Annotated in this window: 1 protein-coding gene; it reads right to left on the bottom strand. The window is 45.8% G+C overall.

The window, feature by feature from the left end; genetic code table 11:
* The coding region (locus tag KTHG_RS00020; protein ID WP_139991771.1) for an amidohydrolase at positions 1-836 on the bottom strand (836 nt) is incomplete at its 3' end.
* Positions 837-915 lie beyond the last annotated feature (79 nt).

Here is a 915-nt window from a genome sequence, read left to right as displayed (position 1 = left end):
ATTGCAGCACCCTCTGCCACTAAATGCAGGCGGCGTAATAAATCATCTACTTCCGCGCGATTTTTCCCACGTAGGAAGTACAGTACGCTGGCGTTATCTGGGACAACATTTGGTGCTAAGCCACCATTTGTAATTTGATAATGAATGCGCGAACCATCTGGCACATGCTCACGTAAATAGTTGGCGCCAACATTTGTTAGCTCTACGGCATCAAGCGCGCTACGACCTAAATGCGGTGCGGCTGCTGCATGCGCTGTTCGTCCATGGAAGAAAAACTCTACACTTGATAGTGCCTGCATCGATAAATTCGTTGTCATATTAAATGTACCAGGATGCCATGTGTAGACAAGGTCTAAATCGTCAAAGACACCGGCACGTGCCATAAAGGTTTTCCCTGATAAGAGCTCCTCAGCTGAGCAGCCATAGTAACGGAGTGTCCCATCGATATGATGCTCCTCCATATACTTTTTAAGTGCAATCACTGCTTCAAGCCCCGCAGTGCCAAGTAAGTTATGACCACAGCCATGACCAGGCGCATCCTTTTCAAGCGGCTCGAGCGTAGGAGATACCGCTTGTGATAAGCCAGGCAGTGCATCAAACTCGCCTAAAATTCCGATGATTGGTGAGCCACTACCGCATTCAGCAACAAAGGCTGTTTCGACCTCACCAATATTTGTGCTAACATGAAAACCAGCTTCTTTGAGTGTTTGCTGTTGTAAAGTAGAGGCATAGCGTTCACTATAGCCAAGCTGTGGATGGTCCCAAATATCTTTTGCAATCGACGCAAATTGTTGTTGTGAAGCAGTCATCGCGTCGAATAATTGTTGTTTTGACATGGAAATCCCTCTTTTCCTAAAGTTGTGGTTCGTTTACAGGTAATAGTTGTTTTTTCTTTCCTGGCAATGTAAAGGCAAT

Origin of the sequence: Kurthia sp. Dielmo (genome assembly GCF_000307285.2) — a bacterium.
In the GTDB taxonomy this organism is placed as follows: domain Bacteria; phylum Bacillota; class Bacilli; order Bacillales_A; family Planococcaceae; genus Kurthia; species Kurthia populi.
Note: the sequence above shows the minus strand (reverse complement) of the source record. Positions and strands in the feature narration are given on the sequence as shown.